The organism is Edwardsiella piscicida, from assembly GCF_021733145.1.
GTDB lineage: Bacteria > Pseudomonadota > Gammaproteobacteria > Enterobacterales > Enterobacteriaceae > Edwardsiella > Edwardsiella piscicida.
The window spans coordinates 1,596,609-1,614,525 of record NZ_CP090968.1 but is presented as its reverse complement, the minus strand read 5'-3'; the positions used below and the strand labels follow the sequence as shown (position 1 = coordinate 1,614,525).

Annotated in this window: 18 protein-coding genes, 2 tRNA genes and 1 other RNA gene; 13 read left to right on the top strand and 8 right to left on the bottom strand. The window is 61.0% G+C overall.

The window, feature by feature from the left end; all coding sequences use genetic code 11:
- Positions 1-85 precede the first annotated feature (85 nt).
- Positions 86-1,162, bottom strand: a complete 1,077-nt coding sequence (gene rssB, locus L1P05_RS07350; protein ID WP_012848355.1) for a two-component system response regulator RssB — start codon at positions 1,160-1,162, stop codon at positions 86-88.
- 220 nt (positions 1,163-1,382) lie between these two features.
- Between rssB and L1P05_RS07345 the strand changes: the two genes are divergently transcribed.
- From L1P05_RS07345 to L1P05_RS07310, 8 genes are all read left to right on the top strand, one after another.
- On the top strand, positions 1,383-1,865 hold the full coding sequence (locus tag L1P05_RS07345; RefSeq protein ID WP_012848353.1) for a YchJ family protein: 483 nt from the start codon (positions 1,383-1,385) through the stop codon (positions 1,863-1,865).
- An 88-nt stretch (positions 1,866-1,953) separates the two neighbouring features.
- Positions 1,954-2,802, top strand: coding sequence for a formyltetrahydrofolate deformylase (purU, locus tag L1P05_RS07340; RefSeq protein WP_012848352.1), 849 nt, complete (start codon positions 1,954-1,956; stop codon positions 2,800-2,802).
- 152 nt (positions 2,803-2,954) lie between these two features.
- Positions 2,955-3,039 (top strand) — tRNA-Tyr (locus L1P05_RS07335).
- A 78-nt stretch (positions 3,040-3,117) separates the two neighbouring features.
- Positions 3,118-3,202: transfer RNA gene (locus L1P05_RS07330), tRNA-Tyr, on the top strand.
- Positions 3,203-3,248: 46 nt separating this feature from the next.
- Positions 3,249-3,377, top strand: a non-coding RNA gene (locus L1P05_RS07325) — RtT sRNA.
- A gap of 119 nt (positions 3,378-3,496) precedes the next feature.
- Positions 3,497-4,066 carry an LOG family protein gene (locus L1P05_RS07320; protein WP_012848350.1) on the top strand — a complete coding sequence of 190 codons (570 nt, stop codon included), beginning with the start codon at positions 3,497-3,499 and terminating at the stop codon, positions 4,064-4,066.
- Positions 4,067-4,164: 98 nt separating this feature from the next.
- Positions 4,165-4,974 carry an exodeoxyribonuclease III gene (xthA, locus tag L1P05_RS07315; RefSeq protein WP_012848349.1) on the top strand — a complete coding sequence of 270 codons (810 nt, stop codon included), beginning with the start codon at positions 4,165-4,167 and terminating at the stop codon, positions 4,972-4,974.
- Positions 4,971-5,399: a pyrimidine (deoxy)nucleoside triphosphate diphosphatase gene (locus tag L1P05_RS07310; RefSeq protein ID WP_012848348.1), complete on the top strand. Its 429-nt coding sequence runs from the start codon at positions 4,971-4,973 to the stop codon at positions 5,397-5,399. The genes xthA and L1P05_RS07310 overlap by 4 nt, the downstream gene beginning before the upstream one ends.
- Positions 5,400-5,426: 27 nt before the next feature.
- Here L1P05_RS07310 and L1P05_RS07305 read toward each other — a convergent pair whose 3' ends face one another.
- The 5 genes from L1P05_RS07305 to L1P05_RS07285 form a co-directional block, all read right to left on the bottom strand.
- Positions 5,427-5,750, bottom strand: coding sequence for a DUF1496 domain-containing protein (locus tag L1P05_RS07305; RefSeq protein ID WP_012848347.1), 324 nt, complete (start codon positions 5,748-5,750; stop codon positions 5,427-5,429).
- Positions 5,747-7,675 carry a DNA topoisomerase III gene (locus tag L1P05_RS07300; RefSeq protein ID WP_012848346.1) on the bottom strand — a complete coding sequence of 643 codons (1,929 nt, stop codon included), beginning with the start codon at positions 7,673-7,675 and terminating at the stop codon, positions 5,747-5,749. The genes L1P05_RS07305 and L1P05_RS07300 overlap by 4 nt, the downstream gene beginning before the upstream one ends.
- A gap of 8 nt (positions 7,676-7,683) precedes the next feature.
- Positions 7,684-8,796, bottom strand: a complete 1,113-nt coding sequence (gene mnmH / locus L1P05_RS07295) for a tRNA 2-selenouridine(34) synthase MnmH (protein ID WP_012848345.1) — start codon at positions 8,794-8,796, stop codon at positions 7,684-7,686.
- Positions 8,793-9,839 (bottom strand): selenide, water dikinase SelD, encoded by a 1,047-nt coding sequence (gene selD, locus L1P05_RS07290; RefSeq protein WP_012848344.1) that lies wholly within the window; start codon positions 9,837-9,839, stop codon positions 8,793-8,795. The genes mnmH and selD overlap by 4 nt, the downstream gene beginning before the upstream one ends.
- A gap of 204 nt (positions 9,840-10,043) precedes the next feature.
- The gene (locus L1P05_RS07285) at positions 10,044-10,592 is read right to left on the bottom strand and encodes an NAD(P)H nitroreductase (RefSeq protein ID WP_012848342.1); all 549 of its coding nucleotides are present in this window, start codon (positions 10,590-10,592) and stop codon (positions 10,044-10,046) included.
- 205 nt (positions 10,593-10,797) lie between these two features.
- Between L1P05_RS07285 and sppA the strand changes: the two genes are divergently transcribed.
- From sppA to pncA, 3 genes are all read left to right on the top strand, one after another.
- Positions 10,798-12,651: a signal peptide peptidase SppA gene (gene sppA, locus L1P05_RS07280; RefSeq protein WP_012848341.1), complete on the top strand. Its 1,854-nt coding sequence runs from the start codon at positions 10,798-10,800 to the stop codon at positions 12,649-12,651.
- A gap of 131 nt (positions 12,652-12,782) precedes the next feature.
- A complete protein-coding gene (ansA, locus tag L1P05_RS07275; protein ID WP_012848340.1) occupies positions 12,783-13,799 on the top strand; it encodes an asparaginase in 1,017 nt (338 codons plus the stop codon).
- A gap of 67 nt (positions 13,800-13,866) precedes the next feature.
- Positions 13,867-14,502 (top strand): bifunctional nicotinamidase/pyrazinamidase, encoded by a 636-nt coding sequence (gene pncA / locus L1P05_RS07270; protein WP_012848339.1) that lies wholly within the window; start codon positions 13,867-13,869, stop codon positions 14,500-14,502.
- 33 nt (positions 14,503-14,535) lie between these two features.
- On the opposite strand, the gene L1P05_RS07265 is transcribed toward pncA, so the two are convergent.
- A complete protein-coding gene (locus L1P05_RS07265; protein ID WP_012848338.1) occupies positions 14,536-14,793 on the bottom strand; it encodes a YeaC family protein in 258 nt (85 codons plus the stop codon).
- Between the two features lie 69 nt (positions 14,794-14,862).
- Positions 14,863-15,273 carry a peptide-methionine (R)-S-oxide reductase MsrB gene (gene msrB, locus L1P05_RS07260; protein WP_015683333.1) on the bottom strand — a complete coding sequence of 137 codons (411 nt, stop codon included), beginning with the start codon at positions 15,271-15,273 and terminating at the stop codon, positions 14,863-14,865.
- 359 nt (positions 15,274-15,632) lie between these two features.
- Here msrB and gapA point away from each other — a divergent pair, with 359 nt between their 5' ends.
- Positions 15,633-16,628 (top strand): glyceraldehyde-3-phosphate dehydrogenase, encoded by a 996-nt coding sequence (gene gapA, locus L1P05_RS07255; protein ID WP_012848336.1) that lies wholly within the window; start codon positions 15,633-15,635, stop codon positions 16,626-16,628.
- A 105-nt stretch (positions 16,629-16,733) separates the two neighbouring features.
- On the top strand, positions 16,734-17,618 hold the full coding sequence (locus tag L1P05_RS07250; protein WP_041692584.1) for a D-hexose-6-phosphate mutarotase: 885 nt from the start codon (positions 16,734-16,736) through the stop codon (positions 17,616-17,618).
- Positions 17,619-17,917: the final 299 nt, after the last annotated feature.

Sequence of the window (17,917 nt, the reverse complement as noted above, 5' to 3'; positions counted from 1 at the left end):
TGGATAAACAAACGACAGCGCCCAGAACAGCGCCGATTGATGAGAAAAAGGATAGCAGAAAATACCGAAAAACGCGGAGGGCCACCTACCGCGCGATGGCCCCCGGCGCCAGATGCCGCAGCGCCTGTAGCGCCTGTAGCGCCTGATGCTCCGGTGCCGCCAGCATCAGGCGAAGCTGCCCTACGCTGCTCCAGATCTGACACTGCCAACGTCGACTGCGCAGGCTGAGCTGGTTCACATGTATGCTCCCCAGGGTTCCCAGCGGCATAGCGCCACTCAGCTGAACCGTACGATCCTCCGCCTCCAGCCGAGCGTGTAACCCTGCGGAAACCAGCACCACATTGCCACTGACGGCATGATAATAGCCGGCCAGCATCGGAAACTGCCCGCGCAGCCCCGCCTTGCGCAGCAGCTGGTTGACGCGTTTAAGGATCACTGACATAGGCGGCAATGGTCGCTCCTGAGCGGCCAGCTGGCTCTGCAACAGCGCGTTAAAGATAGCGCGGATCATCAGCGCCGCGAGAACGCCATACTCTGCGCTACGCGTCGTATCCAGGCAGTAAAACGCCATATCCCGCGACGACAGCGGCGCAATATCGAGCACCAGGCCGCAGCTGTCCGGCTCCGTCAGCTGGCGGTAATTGACTCGACAGCCGGCGATCACCTGCTGAACCGGCGGCTGTAGCTGGCGCAGAAGCCGCACAGCCTGCGCAGGCTCACGCTGCAGCGCGGCCCAATCATGGCTCAGGGCATTCTCCTCCAGCGCCAGCGAATCGAACAGCGCCGGGTAGAGGCAGGCCAGCAGCATCTGCCTCAGGCGGGTAAAATCACGCACCGGCTTCAGCAGGACATCCTTCGCCCCGAGCCGCATCGCGCGGGCAATATCGCTGACCGACTCCGTCGCCGAAATCACCATTACCGGGGTCTGGCTGCCGCGCATCAGCAGGTGGCGCAATAGCTCAATGCCATTCATTTCCGGCATAGATAAATCGCACAGGATAAGGTCGGGATGACACTGCGGATACAGTTTCAACGCCTCGCGTCCGTTGGCCGCCTCGGTGACCCTGACGCCCTGCGTCGTCAGATACCCGGCCAACAGGCGACGAAACACGGCGTCATCGTCGACGATCATAATCTGTTTATCGGTGAGCACCTGTGACATGGCCGGCCTCTCATACGCTGACTGATCCTAGTGTGGTTCAATATCGGCACGCTTGCCCTGACGACCAGTAAAAATGTTATATATTGCGCGATTCCCCGCAGTTTTCTAAAAATCAGATTTTTACTTATCTACGGTGGATATTGGTTATTATGATCAGAATAGAAGCCGGGCGATATTGCGCCTAACCTTTTCTCACCAATAGTTGCAAATGGTTATTCCTATGACGTTACGCCACCCTCTCGATGCGCCCTGCCCCTGCGGCAGCGAGCGCCTATTTTCTGACTGCTGCGCCCCTTACCTGAACGGAGAGCAGCGGGCGACAACGCCGGAGCAACTGATGCGCTCACGCTACAGCGCCTTTGTCACCCACCACGCCGACTATCTGATCGCCACCTGGCATCCCGACTGCCAGATGGCGGCGGAGCGCGAGGCGATTATCGCCAGCTTTGCCGATACCCAATGGCTGGGACTCCGCGTTATCGCCGCGATGCCGGGCCGCGATGCGCATGAAGGCTTTGTCGAGTTTATCGCCCGCTTTCATACCCCCTCGACGCATCAAAACGGCGCGATTCACGAACGATCGCGTTTTCTGGATCTCAATCACACTTGGTACTATGTTGATGGAGCCCGGCCCACGGTAGGACGCAATGACCCCTGCCCGTGCGCCAGCGGCAACAAATATAAAAAATGCTGCGGACGCTAGGCTGCGTCCCGCCCTGAACGGGGAATTAACGCTCCCTTCTCGGCGGGCCCGGCGGTAACGGCCCCGGCGAGAACAAGGATGCAAACACATGTCACAACCCGTTATTCAACGAAAAGTACTGCGTACCGTCTGCCCCGATGCCAAGGGGCTGATCGCCAAAATCACCAATATCTGTTACAAGCATCAGCTCAACATTATTCAGAACAATGAGTTCGTCGACCACGCCAGCGGGCGCTTCTTTATGCGTACCGAGCTTGAGGGGATCTTTAACGACGCCACCCTGCTGGCCGATCTGGATGACGCACTGCCGCCGGGGTCTGACCGCGAAATCATCACTACATCCCGTCAGCGCATCGTGATCCTGGTCACCAAGGAGGCCCACTGTCTAGGCGATCTGCTGATCAAGAGCGCCTATGGCGGACTGGATGTCGAGATTGCCGCTGTGATCGGCAACCACGCGACGCTACAGGCGTTAGTCGAAAAGTTTGATATCCCCTTCGTCCTGATCGGTCACGAAGGCCTTAGCCGCGAGGCGCACGATGCGGCCGTCGCCGAACAGATCGATCGGTTTGAGCCGGACTACGTGGTGCTAGCCAAATATATGCGGGTGCTGACCCCCGGCTTTGTCGCCCGCTATCCTGACCGCATCATCAATATCCATCACTCGTTTCTCCCGGCGTTTATCGGCGCCCGCCCCTATCACCAGGCCTACCAGCGCGGGGTGAAGATCATTGGCGCGACGGCGCACTTTGTAAACAATGACTTGGATGAAGGACCGATCATCATGCAGGACGTTATCCACGTCGATCACAGCTATACCGCAGAGGAGATGATACGCGCGGGGCGCGATGTGGAAAAAAATATGCTCAGTCGAGCCCTGTATCGCGTGCTGGCTCAGCGGGTATTCGTCTGCGGCAATCGCACTGTAATTTTCTGATTTGTTCGTTTTTTCTCTGTTTTCTGTACGCCCGCACAGCAGTGCGGGCAAAAAAACGGCAAACGAAATTTTTTTCCTCTCCAACGCTTTACAGCGCGGCGCGATTTGTTATTATGCGCCCCGCTTCCGGTGATAACGAAGCGCGACAATCTGGTGGGGTTCCCGAGCGGCCAAAGGGAGCAGACTGTAAATCTGCCGTCTCAGACTTCGAAGGTTCGAATCCTTCCCCCACCACCATTTCTTCTCTCGAAATGGTGTCGTAAAACGCCTTAGCCCGGCGTCCGGTTTTACCGGTTAACAATGTAATTCCCAAAAGGTGGGGTTCCCGAGCGGCCAAAGGGAGCAGACTGTAAATCTGCCGTCTCAGACTTCGAAGGTTCGAATCCTTCCCCCACCACCATTCTCCTGCTGTTCTCTGCTATACATCCCAAATACCTATATCAAGCCATGACCCGATCCGGGGAAGGTGAGAACCGTCGACCCAGGTTCGCGTCGAGCAACGCGAGACAACGTTGCCGCAGGCCACGGCCGTAGGGCGAGCCGCAGCGCGGCGAGTCATCCTTCCCCCCGTCTTCTGCTGTTCTCTATCGTCTATCCCAAACGCCTGTATCGGCCCCAAACGCGGCGCTTATCCCTTGCCATCCGACGGGACATTCGCTATACCTCACACTTTGCCTGCAAATTAAGGGAAATAATGCGTAATGCGATTTGTGTCTTTTGCGGAGCCAGCGACGGCGTAGCCGAACGCTACGTGGACAGCGCTCGCCATTTGGGGCGCACCTTGGCCCGCCAGGGACGAACGCTGATCTACGGCGGCGGCGACAAGGGGCTGATGGGGGCGCTGGCTAACGCAGCGCTGGAGGCCGGCGGCGAGGTTCACGGCGTGATCCCCCAGCGTTTAGTGGATGCCGAAACGGCGCATCACGGCCTGACGTCGCTGGAGATCGTCCCCGATATGCACACGCGCAAGGCGCATATGGCGGCCCGAGCCGACGGATTCATCGCCCTCCCGGGCGGCATCGGTACCCTGGAGGAGCTGTTTGAGATCTGGACCTGGAGTCAAATTGGCTGCCACAGCAAGCCGGTAGGGCTGCTGGACGTAGGATGCTATTATCAGCGCCTGTGCGACTTTTTACGCTACAGCGCCGACGAAGGGTTTATTCGTCCCCCTTATCTGGCGACGCTGCTGCGCGACGACAGCGCCGAGCGCCTGCTGGATGCGTTCGATAGCTACCGGCCACACAACCTGAGCCGCTGGGACTGAACGCCGCCCATCCCCCGAATACCCCCACGCAGGACAAGGTTCAGCTCGCGCCCGCCATCTGCTACCATGCGGGCACCTTTATTCAATGGCCAGAATCCATGAAGTTTATCTCTTTCAACATCAACGGGCTGCGCGCCCGCCCCCATCAGCTCGCGGCGATTGTTGAGAAGCACAGCCCGGACGTGATCGGTCTGCAGGAAACCAAGGTACATGACGATATGTTTCCGCTGCAGGATCTGGCGCAGCTGGGTTATCACCTGCACTACCACGGCCAGAAAGGCCACTACGGCGTCGCCCTGCTGACCCGTATGGCGCCGTTGGCGGTGCGTAAGGGCTTCCCGGGTGACGATGCCGAGGCGCAGCGGCGCATCATCATGGCCGATATCCCCACCGAGCTGGGCACGCTGACCGTCATTAACGGCTACTTTCCTCAGGGCGAAAGCCGCGATCACCCGATAAAGTTCCCGGCAAAGAGCAAATTCTACGCCGATCTGCAGCGCTATCTGCAGGATGCGCTCTCGCCGCAGAACCCGGTGCTGATCATGGGCGACATGAACATCACTCCGCGCGATATCGACATCGGGATCGGCGAAGATAGCCGGCGGCGCTGGCTGCGCAGCGGCAAGTGCTCCTTCCTGCCGGAAGAGCGGGAGTGGCTGGATCGTCTGCTGGCGTGGGGGCTGGTCGATACCTATCGTCAGGCCAACCCGCAGGGTGACGAGCGCTTCTCGTGGTTCGACTACCGCTCCAAGGGGTTCGATGATAATCGCGGTCTGCGTATCGATCTGCTGCTGGCCAGTCAGCCGCTGGCCCAGCGCTGTACCGATACCGGCATCGACTACGCGATCCGCGCCATGGAGAAACCCTCGGATCACGCCCCGATCTGGGCCGAGTTCGCGCTGTCATGAGCGCGCAGACGGCGGAGAAAATCCTGCACGTCGTCGCAGCCATCATTGAGCGACGCGGCGCCATCCTGTTAGCCCAGCGTGGCTCAGGCCAGGATCAGGCGGGGCTGTGGGAGTTTCCCGGCGGGAAGGTCGAGGCGGGAGAGAGTCAGCCCCAGGCGCTGCAGCGTGAGCTGGATGAAGAGCTGGGGCTACGCTGCCGGGTCAGCGACTATGTCGCCAGCAGCACGTTACACCTGCCGGGTAAGCGCATTCACCTGCACGCCTGGCGGGTAGAGCCGGAAGAGGGTGAGCCCGAGGCGCGAGAGCACGCGGCGCTGTGCTGGGTTACCCCATGCCAGGCGCAGACATACGACCTAGCACCGGCGGATAGACCGCTGCTGCAGGCCTATCTGGATCTGCTGGCGCGTTTTCACGCCGATGCCTGAGGCCAGCGCAACGAGATCCTGTTGCGTTTACCCTTTCTTCAGCACGACCCAGCGCAGGTTGTTGGTACTCAACACCTGCGGATTGGCCTGACACTGTAGCAGCAGGCCATCCGTGCTGACGACCGCCCCCTCGGAGTAGTAGCGATCCTGATACAGGCAGCAGCGGCTACAGTTCACGCCGTTGACCCCGTTGGTATATCCGTTGGCCGGCATCGGCACCACCACATCGATACCGCCGGCGGCGACGGCGGCGGCCCCCTGCTGGGCACCGTCGGTGGAGACGGATCCCTGAGCCTGTAGCGCCCCGCTCCACAGCAGCGCAGCGAGCGCCATCATTACGGCCTGTTTCATGCTTTTTTCCTCTTATTTGACGCAGTTGATGCCCCTTTGGCGCGCCGTGGCCGGGCGCTCTCAGCGGGCGGCAGATCACGGAACGCACGGGGGTTCACGGCGGTACGCGCCTGGTGGATCAACTGCTGCAGCGTCTCCACCAGCGGGTGCATAAAGTCCTGGTAGCGGCAGCCCCGCTCACTGATCTTCGTCAGCGTCGCCTCCCAGTGTGCCGTCATATCCGGACGACCGGCCATCTCGGGCAAACAGTGGATCAGCGCGCTGCCCGCCGGGCTGGCGTGGATATAGCGCCCCTTTTTATGCAGAAACCCGCGGCGAAACAGCAGTTCGATAATACCGGCGCGCGTAGCCTCGGTCCCTAAACCATCGGTCGCTCGCAGGATTTTCTTTAGCGATTTATCCTGCACAAAACGGGCGATCCCGGTCATGGCCGACAGCAGCGAGGCATCGGTAAAGTGACGCGGCGGCTGCGTCTGGCGCGCCATCAGCTCGCCCCGCTCGCAGTGCAGCAGGTCATCGCGGGCCACCACCGGCAGCGGCATCCCCTCATCTTCGTCGTCGCGCTCCTTGGCACCGAGCAGCGCACGCCAGCCGGCCTGAGACAGAAAACGCGCCTTGGCGATAAAGATCCCCCCCTCAATCTCCAGATCGATGACGCACTTACGGTACTGCGCATCGGGGCAGAACTGCATCAGGTACTGACGCGCCACCAGCTGATAGATATTACGCTCATCCTCATTTAGCGCGACGCTGCCTGCCCGGGCCGTGGGAATGATGGCATGGTGGGCATCAACCTTGCTGTCATCCCAGCAGCGGTTACGCCGCTGGACGTCGACGCTCTCCAGATTGGCCAGCGTCGGCGCATGGGCGGCAATCGCCGCCATCACCGCATGGCGCCCGGCAAAGTGCTCCTCCGGCAGGTAACGGCTGTCGGAGCGGGGATAGGTCAATAGCTTATGGGTTTCATACAGACGCTGACAGGTATCCAGTACCTGCTGAGCGCTCATGGCAAAGCGTTTGGCGGCCTCGATCTGCAGCGCTGACAGGGAGAACGGCAGCGGCGCCACCTCAGACTCACGCTTATCGTTATAGCCGGTCACCCGGGCGGGTTTATCCTGGATCCGGGCGATAACATGCTCCGCCAGCGCACGGTTGAGCAGGCGCCCCTCTTCATCCTGATGGGGTTCGCAGGCCTCGCTGGGCTGCCACTGCGCCCAGAAGCGCTCGCCGGCCGGCGTTACGATATGCGCCCGCACCTCGTAGTAGTCCTTGGCGACAAAGTGCGCGATCTCCTCATCGCGGCGAACCACCAGCCCGAGCACCGGCGTCTGCACCCGGCCCACGGAGAGCACGCCGTTATAGCCGGCGTTGCGCCCCAGCAGGGTATAGGCGCGGGTCATGTTGATGCCATACAGCCAGTCGGCGCGCGCGCGCGCCAGCGCGGAGACGCACAGCGGCATAAACTCATGGTTATCGCGCAGTCGCTCCAGCGCCCGCGCCACCGCCTGGGGGTTAAGATCGTTGATCAGGCAGCGCTGTACCTGGCGCCGCTTTTCCGGCGCCAGGGCCAGAAAGTCGAGCACCTCATCCACCAGCAGCTGCCCTTCGCGATCCGGGTCTCCGGCGTGCACCACCTGCTGCGCATCGCGCAGCAGGTGCTCGATCACCTTCAGCTGCTTGGCGCTCGATGCCTTGGGCCGCAGCTGCCACTTCTGCGGTACAATCGGCAGATCGGCCAGATTCCAGCGCGCGTAGCGGGCATCGTAGGCATCCGGTTCGGCCTGCTCCAGCAGATGACCCACGCACCAGGTCACCACGTCGCCGTCACCGCACTGAATATAGCCATCCGCACGCCGGTGCGGCTTAGGCAACACATCCGCAATGGCCCGCCCCAGGCTGGGCTTTTCCGCAATAAACAGCCGCATCAGTCACCCTATGTCTGGCTGAGAGAGAGAAGATATTCCCTGACGGCCCGATAGTCACCGCGAAAAACAATCCGCGCTGCCTTCTTCTCCAACTGGTAGCCGTACATCGGATCATAGTAGTCATGCAGCAGCGGGACCAGCCAGGCCAGATGTCCCTCACTGCCGCGGCCAGCCTGCTGCTGCTGCAGCGCTCTGACCAAATGGGCATCCAGCTCAGCGTAACGCTCTAGCCCCAGTCGACGACGGATGGCAAACAGCCCGTGATGCAGGTACTCCGCATAGGCCTGCCAGCCCGCTTCTTGGCCATAGGCGCGCTCATACTCCACGCGCATCAGGTCGATATACTCCTCCTGCAGCCGAACCAGACGGGCCTCAAAGGGCTCATCCACCACCGCCACCGCCGCCTGCAGCATCTGATTATAGAAGCACAGCGGAACATGGTTAGAGCCGATCACCCGCCCCTCATCCTCCAGGATCCAGCGGCGGATACCGGCGCGGTGCTTCTTCAGCAGGGCGATGCCGAGCTGATTTTCAAAGTCGATCTGCGTGCCCTGCGCGACCACGGTACGTCCAAAGGAGGAGCCGCGGTGGTGGGCGGCGCCCTCCAGATCGATACCGGCGCGCAGCTCACGCAGCATCCGCGTTTTGCCACAGCCGGTATTGCCGCCGATCAGCACCATCGGCAGCGTCGACGCCTGCTCGGTAAACTGCAGGATGGCATGGCGCAGCGCCTTATAGCCCCCCTCGATCAGCGGATAGTCCAGTCCCGACTCGCGCAGCCACTGCTGTACGATATGGGAGCGCAGGCCGCCGCGGAAACAGTAGAGATAGCCCTCGGGGTGACGCTGGCACTGCTCACGCCAGGCCGCGATGCGCGCGGCGCGCACCTCGCCGTAGACCAGGCGATTACCCAGCGCGATGGCGGCGTCTTGCCCCTGCTGCTTGTAGCAGATACCGACCGCCTCGCGTTCGCTGTCCAGCATCAGCGGCAGGTTACAGGCGCTGGGAAACGCCCCGGACTGAAACTCTACCGGGGCGCGCACATCGATTAACGGAACGTCATTGGCCAGGATGGCGAGGTAGTCCGTGCCATCCGGGCGGGTTACAGCCTTGCCTGTCATTCCTGAACCTCGATCAGCGGTTCACCCGCACGCGGCGCGTGCAGCTCACCGATGGCGCTCAGCGTCAGACCATGGCGCAGCGCGACGTCGCGTACCGCCGCCTCGGCCTCCGGCGTTACCGCCAGCAGCAGACCGCCGGAAGTTTGCGGATCGCACAGCAGCTGACGCTGCAGCGGGTCCATCGCCCCGACCAGATGTCCATAGCTGTCAAAGTTACGCCCGGTTCCCCCCGGCACGCAGCCCTGTGCGATATACGCCTCGACGCCGGGGAGGCGCGGGATCTGATCAAACCACAGCGTCGCCTGCAGACCGGAGCCCTGACAAATCTCGCTCAGGTGCCCCAGCAGGCCAAACCCGGTCACGTCGGTCATCGCCGTCACGCCCTGAATATCGGCAAAGTCGGCGCCCGGGCTGTTCAGCTGACACATGGTATCGCGCGCCAGCCCGCGGTGCTCAGGGCGCAGCGCGCTCTTCTTCTCTGCGGTCGTCAGCACGCCGATCCCCAGCGGCTTGGTCAGATAGAGACGGCAGCCAGCCTGCGCCGCGCTGTTCTTCTTCACTCGTTCGGTGCTGACCGTCCCGGTGACCGCCAGGCCAAAAATCGGCTCCGGCGCGTCAATGGAGTGGCCCCCGGCCAGGGAAATCCCGGCCTCGCGACACACCTGACGCCCCCCTTCGATGACCTGGCGGGCAATCTCCGGCGCCAGTTTCTCCAGCGGCCAGCCCAGAATAGCGATCGCCATGATCGGTTTACCGCCCATGGCGTAGATATCACTGATGGCATTGGTGGCCGCGATACGGCCAAAATCATACGGATCGTCCACGATGGGCATAAAGAAGTCGGTGGTACTGATAATGCCAACCCCGTTGCCGATATCGTAAACCGCCGCGTCGTCGCGCGTCTCATTTCCCACCAGCAGGTGGGGATCGACAAACTTGGCCTGCTCACTGTGCAGGATGGACTCCAATACTTTCGGCGAGATTTTGCAGCCACATCCCGCCCCATGGCTGTACTGTGTCAAACGAATGGCCGGCGCAGTCATACCCTACTCCTCTCCATCAAGAAAAATAAAATCACGCAATAGTAGCGCCAGCGCGGGGAATTGATAAGTCACGCGATCAATAAGCCGCGCGATCGCACAAAGGCAAACGGTTACGCGCACAGGAAATGGTCATTCAACGTGCCCCGGCGAGACCGCTGACGCCGGGGCACGTGATACGCATACTGAATGAGAAAGAGGAGAGGATCAGAATGGGCGGACAAAGGCGCTGCTATCCAGCGGCTGTACTCTGGCGGCCTTCAGGGTGGGTGTGCCCAGATAGAGAAAACCGACGATGACATCCTGTTCGCGGCAGCCAAACGCCTGGCGCACCCGGGGTGCCTCGGTCCAGTGGCCGCTGCGCCAGATACCGTTAAATCCCTGCGCCTGCGCCGCCATCTGCATCGCCATCACGGCACACCCGGCGGAGGCGATCTGCTCCCACTGAGGCACCCGACTGTCGCGATTACAGTGGGCGATCACCGTGACGATCAGCGGCGCGCGAAAGGGCGCGCTGCGGGCCTTCTCAACGCCTTTCTCATCGCGCCCCTCGGCCAGCGCGATATCGTGCAGCAGCGCGCTCAGACGCTCACGCCCGTCGCCCTGCACGGTTACGAAGCGCCACGGCTGCAGGCCGCCGTGGTCCGGCGCGCGCAGCCCGGCCTGAAAAATGTTTTCCAGCGCCTGATCGGACGGGGCGGGCTCGCTCAGGCGGGAAGCGGAACGACGCTGCAGCAGGAGCTCTAATGCATCCATGGGACTCTCCAAGTGATAAGTCAAACACATAGTCTGTAATGATGTTACAGAGAGGTTACGACAATTATCCCCCCGCGCGCCGTAAGATGCCAGCCCCGACATACGCACAGAGGGCGGACCAGCGCTGCCGGGCGCATATCGACGCTGACTTTTCCCGGCGACGCCGCTAGGATAGCGGAATTGCAATCATTGACCTGGAGTTAACATGCGCATGCTATGGCGCTCTATCGCCGGCGCGTTCCGCTGGTGCTGGCGAATACTCAATTTTATTCGCGAGTTTATCCTTAACCTGTTTTTAGTCCTGCTGATCCTGATCGGCGTCGGTATCTACCTTCAGTTTCAGGATACGCCCGTCGATCCTGCCACCAAAGGCGCTCTGCTGGTGGATCTCAACGGCGTGGTGGTCGATAACCCCGCGCTGAACAGCAAATTCGGGCAGCTGGGCCGAGAGCTACTGGGCATCCGCGGCGCGGCGCTACAGGAGAACTCCCTGTTCGATCTGGTGGAGACCCTGCGCCAGGCCAAAAGCGATCCCAATATTACCGGGCTGGTGTTATCGCTGAATAACTTTGCCGGCGCGGATCAGCCGTCGCTGCAGTACATTGGCAAGGCGCTGGCCGAGTTCCGCGCCAGCGGTAAGCCGATCCTGGCGGTCGGTGAAAGCTACACCCAGGCGCAGTATTTCCTGGCCAGCTATGCGAATAAGATCTACCTCTCCCCCCAGGGCAGCGTCGGCCTGCAGGGGATGGCGACCAATAACCTCTACTATAAGAGCCTGCTGGATAAACTGGATGTCAGCACCCACATCTTCCGCGTCGGCACCTATAAGTCCGCCGTCGAACCGCTGATGCGCGACCAGATGTCGCCGCAGGCGCGCAGCGCTGACAGCCAGTGGCTCAACGGTATGTGGAATAACTATTTGGCCACCGTTGCCGCCAACCGCCACCTTACGCCGGAGCAGGTTTTCCCCGGCGCCGAGCAGATGCTGAAAGGACTGCAGGCCACCGGCGGTGATATGGCACAGTACGCCGTACTGCATCGGCTGGTCGACGGGCTGGCATCGCGCAGCGAGGTCGAGGGTATTCTGTCCAAACAGTTTGGCTGGGATACGCGCGCGCGCGACTACCGCCACATCAGTCTCTATGACTATCCCCTGAAGCCGAAGCCTACGGGCAATGGCCAGATCGCCGTTATTTTTGCCAGCGGGCCGATCATCGATGGCGAGGCGACGCCGGGCAGCGTCGGCGGTGATACGACCGCGGCCCAGATTCGCCAGGCGCGTCTCGATCCGGCTATCCGCGCGATCATCCTACGGGTCAACAGCCCCGGCGGCAGCGTCACCGCCTCTGAAGAGATCCGGTCGGCGCTGGCGGCGGCGCGCGACGCCGGTAAGCCGGTGGTGGTCTCCATGGGAGGACTGGCGGCATCCGGCGGTTACTGGATCTCGACGCCCGCCAACGCCATTATCGCCAGCCCCAGCACCCTCACCGGCTCGATCGGGATCTTTGGGGTAATCAATACCTTTGAAAAACCGCTGAGCCAGCTGGGTGTCTATACGGACGGCGTCGCTACCTCGCCGCTGGCCGACACCGCCCTGACCAAAGCGCTGCCGCAGAGCGTCAGCGATCTGATGCAGCTGACGATAGAGAACGGCTATCAGCGCTTTATCAGCCTGGTGGCCACCGCCCGTCATAAAACGCCGGCGCAGATCGATAGCATCGCGCAGGGGCGCGTCTGGCTGGGCGTCGATGCCAAAGCCAATGGGTTGGTCGATCGATTGGGCGACTTTGACGATGCCGTCAGCCAGGCGGCGACGCTGGCCGGCATCAAGCAGCCTCAGCTGCGGTGGTATGTCGATAATCCGAGCTTTAGCGAAATGGTGTTCAGCCAGCTGACCAGCTCCGTACAGGCATCCCTACCGCAGGCGCTGCAGGGCATGATCCCCGCCTCACTGCTCCAGCTCTCACGCCAGATTTCGGCGCAGAGCGATTGGGTCGCCTCTCTCAACGATCCGCAGCAGCGCTACGCGCTGTGCCTGAGCTGTAGCGAGATCCGTTAATCCTGCCTCCCGTCGGGCGAGCAGGCCATTATTCATGGCTGCTGGCCCGGCGGGCTTTTTTTCTTCCGTATTATCCCTATAATCCACGCATATTTGCGCATCAGCGCCCCAGCTACGGCGAACTTTCTGTCATGCAAAAAAAATCTATCTATGTGGCCTACACCGGCGGCACCATCGGCATGCAACGCTCCGCACAGGGCTACATCCCCGTCTCCGGGCACCTGCAGCGTCAGCTGGCGCTGATGCCGGAGTTTCACCGCCCAGAGATGCCGGACTTTACCATCCATGAGTATCAGCCGCTGATCGACTCGTCCGACACCACGCCCGCCGACTGGCAGCACATCGCCGACGATATTCAGGCCAACTACGCCAACTATGATGGCTTTGTGATCCTGCATGGCACCGATACCATGGCGTTTACCGCCTCGGCGCTCTCGTTTATGTTCGAGAACCTGGCGAAACCGGTGATCGTCACCGGCTCACAGATCCCGCTCGCCGAGCTGCGATCTGACGGGCAGACCAACCTGTTAAACGCCCTCTATCTGGCGGCCAACTACCCGATCAATGAAGTCTCGCTGTTCTTCAATAATAAAATGTTCCGCGGCAACCGGACGACCAAGGCGCACGCCGACGGCTTTGACGCCTTCGCCTCGCCCAACTATCCCATCCTGCTGGAGGCCGGGATCAACATTCGCCGCATCGCGCCGCTGGTAACGCCGCTGCATCAGGCGCCGTTCCGGGTTCACCCCATCACGCCGCAGCCGATCGGGGTAGTGACCCTCTATCCCGGACTCTCGGCCGATGTGGTGCGCAACTTCCTACGTCAACCGGTACGGGCGCTGATCCTGCGCTCCTATGGCGTCGGCAACGCGCCGCAGAACCCGGAGCTGCTCGATGAGCTGATCCACGCCTCACAGCGCGGTATCGTCGTTGTCAACCTGACCCAGTGCTTCTCCGGCCGGGTCAACATGGAGGGCTACGCCACCGGTAACGCCCTGGCCCACGCCGGGGTGATCAGCGGTTTTGACATGACGGTTGAGGCAGCGCTGACTAAACTGCATTATCTACTGAGCCAATCGCTGGCCGCAGACCAAATCCGCCGCCTGATGCAGCAGGATCTGCGCGGTGAGCTGAGTGAGAACCCCTAGGCATCCTATCTCGCCGCGGCAGCGCCGGGAGAGACAGCCTAGCCATACAACCACGGGAGAACGACGGATGTCCGCTGCACTTTTGCTGATCGATCTACAGAATGATTTTTGCCCTCAGGGCGCGCTGGCGGTTCCCCAGGGCGATGAGGTCATCCCCGTCGCCCTGCAGGCGGTCGCCATGGCGCGTCGGGACGGCATCCCGGTGATCGCGACCCAGGATTGGCATCCGGCGGAGCACGGCAGCTTCGCCAGCCGCAGCGGCGGGCAGCTGGGCGAGGTCGGCGAGCTCAATGGCCTGCCCCAGGTCTGGTGGCCTGACCACTGCGTGCAAAACACCATCGGCGCCGCGTTTCACCCGGCCCTGCGCGATACCGCCTTCGATTTTGTGGTGCATAAGGGAACTGACGCCGCAGTGGATAGCTACAGCGCCTTTTTCGACAACGGTCGGCGCTGCGCCACCGCGCTGGATGCCTGGCTGCGCCAGCACGGCATCACCCGCCTGTGGCTGCTGGGTCTGGCGACGGATTACTGCGTGAAGTTTTCGGTGCTGGACGCCCTGCGCCTGGGCTATCAGGTCAATATCATTCGCGACGGCTGCCGCGGCGTGGATCTCACGCCCGGCGATAGCGAACGCGCGCTGGCCGAAATGGTCCGCGCCGGGGCTAGCCTAACCCCGCTCACCACGCTCAGCCACCTGCGCTGAGCGCACACCCGCGGCACCGCTCCGCGCGGTGCCCTACTTCGCCAACGGCGCGCTAAACAGCGCCTTCAGCGCCTGCTTGCTTTTCATTTCTATCTCCCCGCGGGTATTCACCGTTAAATGCGCCGCACGGTGATTATGGCGCGACTGGTACAGCATCACCATTTGCAGCGCCTCGCCGCGCTGCGACTCACTCAGCCGAGAGCCGTCCGGCCACTTGCCCAGCTCAACGGCGGTCACCAAACGCTGGTAGACATCTTCATTCATTATTGAGATCAAGCGCTCAATATCCATATGTCCTCGCTAATATCCGCTTTGCTGAATCGCTTCACCATGGTACTATCATTTCAAGACATCAAGGGGTTAACCCAGGGTCCAGCGGCCATCCTCTCCGGCGCAGAAATGCAGCGCAGCGGAGTTCACGCAATAGCGCTCGCCGCTGGGTTGGGGGCCGTCGGGAAACAGATGTCCCAGATGCGCATCGCACTGCGCGCAGCGAATTTCGATGCGATGCATATGGTGCGAATCATCATCCAGACAGCGAATGGCGTCGGCGCTATAGGGGCGAAAGAAGCTCGGCCAGCCGCAGCCGGAATCGTATTTACTGTCGGAATAGAACAAGGGGCTGTTGCAGCACAGGCAGTGGTATATCCCCTCCTGGCGGTTATGCAGCAGTCGGCCGCTAAACGGCGGCTCGGTGCCACGCTCCTGAGTGACATAGCGTTGCATTTCGGTTAATTGATGTGGGGATTGGGAGAGGTTTTCTTTAGCCATGTTATGTTCCGCGGCCTGCGTCGAATGGATAGGATTGGGCAGAAATAGAATGCCATCAAACATAACAAACAGTTAACAATAGATCAGCATCATTTGGTCTAAACTGTGTGGCTGGAACGCGGCGGGAATGACTTTTGTGATGAGCATCACAAACAGACAGCACGCAGGTTTGAGACTCTCGCCGCCGCCCCCATGTATGATGGAATACGGTGAGTTTGGCATCGTGGATGCTATCTGCACAGTCGCCGCGGCGGCTTTGACGTATAGCAACAATTGACACGATTCCGCTTGACGCTCCATAAGGTTTTTGTAATTTTACAGGCAACCTTTTATTCACTAACCAATAGCTGGTGGAATATATGACTATCAAAGTAGGTATCAACGGTTTTGGCCGTATCGGCCGTATTGTTTTCCGTGCTGCTCAGGAACGTTCTGACATCGAAATCGTTGGCATCAACGATCTGCTGGATGCCAACTACATGGCATACATGCTGAAGTACGACTCTACTCACGGTCGTTTCAACGGCACTGTTGAAGTGAAAGATGGCCACCTGATCGTTAACGGTAAAAAAATCCGTGTTACCGCTGAAAGAGATCCGGCTAACCTGAAGTGGAACGAAATCGGCGTTGACGTTGTTGCCGAAGCGACCGGTCTGTTCCTGACCGACGAAACCGCGCGTAAGCACATCGCCGCCGGTGCCAAGAAAGTCGTCATGACTGGCCCGTCTAAAGATGCTACCCCGATGTTCGTTATGGGCGTAAACCACAAGAACTACGCTGGCCAGGAGATCGTTTCCAACGCATCCTGCACCACCAACTGCCTGGCTCCGCTGGCTAAAGTCCTGAACGACAACTTCGGCATCGTTGAAGCGCTGATGACCACCGTTCACGCTACCACCGCGACCCAGAAAACTGTCGACGGCCCGTCCATGAAAGATTGGCGCGGCGGCCGCGGCGCTAGCCAGAACATCATCCCGTCCTCTACCGGTGCAGCCAAGGCCGTTGGCAAGGTCATCCCGGAGCTGAACGGCAAACTGACCGGTATGGCTTTCCGCGTTCCGACCCCGAACGTCTCCGTTGTTGACCTGACTGCTCGCCTGGCCAAGCCGGCGACCTATCAGCAGATCTGTGACGTGATGAAGGCCGCTTCTGAAGGCGAAATGAAAGGCGTTCTGGGCTACACCGACGAAGCCGTCGTTTCTACCGACTTCAACGGCGAAGTATGCACCTCCGTGTTTGATGCCGACGCCGGTATCTCTCTGAACGACAACTTCGTGAAACTGGTTTCTTGGTATGACAACGAAACTGGCTACTCCAACAAAGTTCTGGATCTGATCGCACACATCTCTAAGTAAGTGCGCATTGTGATCCCGTGATAAAAGGGCGACACTCGGTGTCGCCCTTTTTATTTTGTGTCTGCGGCAGCGCCTTCACCGAGGAGCCTTACCATGTCCCAGAGCATGTCCGAAAAGATTTTTTCCTTACCGGTCGAACGACAGATCACCCCTTACATCAGCCTGCGCCAGCTGGATGCGTTGCCCATCGTGGTGGTCAACCACCCGCGGCTGCGGGCCGCCGTCGCCCTGCAGGGCGCCCACCTGCTGCTGTGGCAGCCCAGCGGCGAAAAACCGACGCTGTGGCTCTCGCCGGACTCCGCCTTTCAACCGGGCGAACCGATCCGCGGCGGTGTGCCCATCTGCTGGCCCTGGTTTGGCCCGGCCCAGCAGGAGGGCTATCCGGCACACGGCTTCGCCCGCAACCTGCCCTGGACCCTCAGCGCGCATGATGAAGACGCGCAGGGCGTAACCCTGACCCTCACCCTGAAAGAGAGCGACGCCTCGCGTAAATACTGGCCTCATGACTTTAGCCTGACGGCCCGCTATCGCCTCAGCGACCACTGCAGTATGGAGCTCGAAGCCTATGGCGACTACCGCTGCCAGGCCGCGCTGCACACCTACTTCAATATCGCCGATATTAACGCCGTCTCCGTCTCTGGGCTGGGGGAACCCTATCTGGATAAAGTCAACGGCGGCGCCGAGGCTATCCAGCAGGGAGCGCTGACCTTCAGCGCGCGTACCGACCGCGTCTATACCGCGCCGGAGCCATTCAGCGTCATTCACGATCGCGGCTTCCAGCGCAGCATCGAGATCCACCACCACCATCACAGCGACGTCGTCGCCTGGAACCCGTGGCGTGAGATTGCCGCTGCCATGGCCGATATGCCCAATGACGGCTATCACACTATGGTGTGCGTTGAGACCGCCCGCGTCAGTCAACCGCTGCAGGTCAGCAGCGGCTGCCCTGCCCGCCTGGCCGCCACGCTGCGCCTGCGCCCGCAGCGCTGATACGCATCAACCGGCTCTCCGCTGCACGGGAGCCGGGATTTCCCTAGGCCGCGTCAATCGTATTGGTGCCAGCGCACGCGGCGCAGCCGTAGCGCCTTCCCCTCCCCGCTCACCCGCTCTGGTAGTCACCTTATCCACCGACATCCCTCTCATCGCGGCCGACATCCTCTTGACTTGCCGACGACGACACCGCCCAGCCTCACGGCGGTCCTATCCGACGCTATACGCGCATGGGCGGCCCTGCGTCACCGTGGCGATGCGCTCAACGCCGCACCAACGGCGCGCTATGCCCGGTCATC

Coding starts and splice junctions, on each gene's coding strand:
- L1P05_RS07305 (WP_012848347.1), bottom strand. CDS start 5,750: ATGAAACAGGCCGTAATGATGGCGCTCGCTGCGCTGCTGTGGAGCGGG.
- L1P05_RS07265 (WP_012848338.1), bottom strand. CDS start 14,793: ATGGATATTGAGCGCTTGATCTCAATAATGAATGAAGATGTCTACCAG.
- L1P05_RS07310 (WP_012848348.1), top strand. CDS start 4,971: ATGAGCGCGCAGACGGCGGAGAAAATCCTGCACGTCGTCGCAGCCATC.
- ansA (WP_012848340.1), top strand. CDS start 12,783: ATGCAAAAAAAATCTATCTATGTGGCCTACACCGGCGGCACCATCGGC.
- L1P05_RS07250 (WP_041692584.1), top strand. CDS start 16,734: ATGTCCGAAAAGATTTTTTCCTTACCGGTCGAACGACAGATCACCCCT.
- rssB (WP_012848355.1), bottom strand. CDS start 1,162: ATGTCACAGGTGCTCACCGATAAACAGATTATGATCGTCGACGATGAC.
- gapA (WP_012848336.1), top strand. CDS start 15,633: ATGACTATCAAAGTAGGTATCAACGGTTTTGGCCGTATCGGCCGTATT.
- mnmH (WP_012848345.1), bottom strand. CDS start 8,796: ATGACAGGCAAGGCTGTAACCCGCCCGGATGGCACGGACTACCTCGCC.
- xthA (WP_012848349.1), top strand. CDS start 4,165: ATGAAGTTTATCTCTTTCAACATCAACGGGCTGCGCGCCCGCCCCCAT.
- L1P05_RS07320 (WP_012848350.1), top strand. CDS start 3,497: ATGCGTAATGCGATTTGTGTCTTTTGCGGAGCCAGCGACGGCGTAGCC.
- sppA (WP_012848341.1), top strand. CDS start 10,798: ATGCGCATGCTATGGCGCTCTATCGCCGGCGCGTTCCGCTGGTGCTGG.
- msrB (WP_015683333.1), bottom strand. CDS start 15,273: ATGGCTAAAGAAAACCTCTCCCAATCCCCACATCAATTAACCGAAATG.
- selD (WP_012848344.1), bottom strand. CDS start 9,839: ATGACTGCGCCGGCCATTCGTTTGACACAGTACAGCCATGGGGCGGGA.
- pncA (WP_012848339.1), top strand. CDS start 13,867: ATGTCCGCTGCACTTTTGCTGATCGATCTACAGAATGATTTTTGCCCT.
- L1P05_RS07285 (WP_012848342.1), bottom strand. CDS start 10,592: ATGGATGCATTAGAGCTCCTGCTGCAGCGTCGTTCCGCTTCCCGCCTG.
- L1P05_RS07345 (WP_012848353.1), top strand. CDS start 1,383: ATGACGTTACGCCACCCTCTCGATGCGCCCTGCCCCTGCGGCAGCGAG.
- L1P05_RS07300 (WP_012848346.1), bottom strand. CDS start 7,675: ATGCGGCTGTTTATTGCGGAAAAGCCCAGCCTGGGGCGGGCCATTGCG.
- purU (WP_012848352.1), top strand. CDS start 1,954: ATGTCACAACCCGTTATTCAACGAAAAGTACTGCGTACCGTCTGCCCC.